We start from the raw sequence: 261 nt of genomic DNA on the forward strand, positions 1-261 counted from the left end.
GGGCTGGTCTGACGGTCGCCAAAAAGCTGATGAGATAGTCACTGCTAATATCAATCGCCTCACACGGGATTACACCGGCATGTTGCGATACAGCACGCTACTGCAGCAGGGCATGATTAAGGCTCCAGTCATCACACAGCAGCAGCAAACAGTTACAGGGGATAAAAACCGCCTCATGCTGGGCGATAAAACGAAACGTATGAAGCAGCAAGCTGAGTTTGACATCAACAAACGCAGCTGGAAACCGACCATACGTTAAGG

1 protein-coding gene is annotated in these 261 nt (G+C 50.2%); it reads left to right on the forward strand.

Annotated elements, in window-relative coordinates; translation table 11 throughout:
- The coding region (locus GYB81_RS24090) for a type IV secretory system conjugative DNA transfer family protein (RefSeq protein WP_161898028.1) at positions 1-259 on the forward strand (259 nt) is incomplete at its 5' end.
- Positions 260-261 lie beyond the last annotated feature (2 nt).

Source organism: Pseudomonas yangonensis, from assembly GCF_009932725.1.
Classification (GTDB): domain Bacteria; phylum Pseudomonadota; class Gammaproteobacteria; order Pseudomonadales; family Pseudomonadaceae; genus Aquipseudomonas; species Aquipseudomonas yangonensis.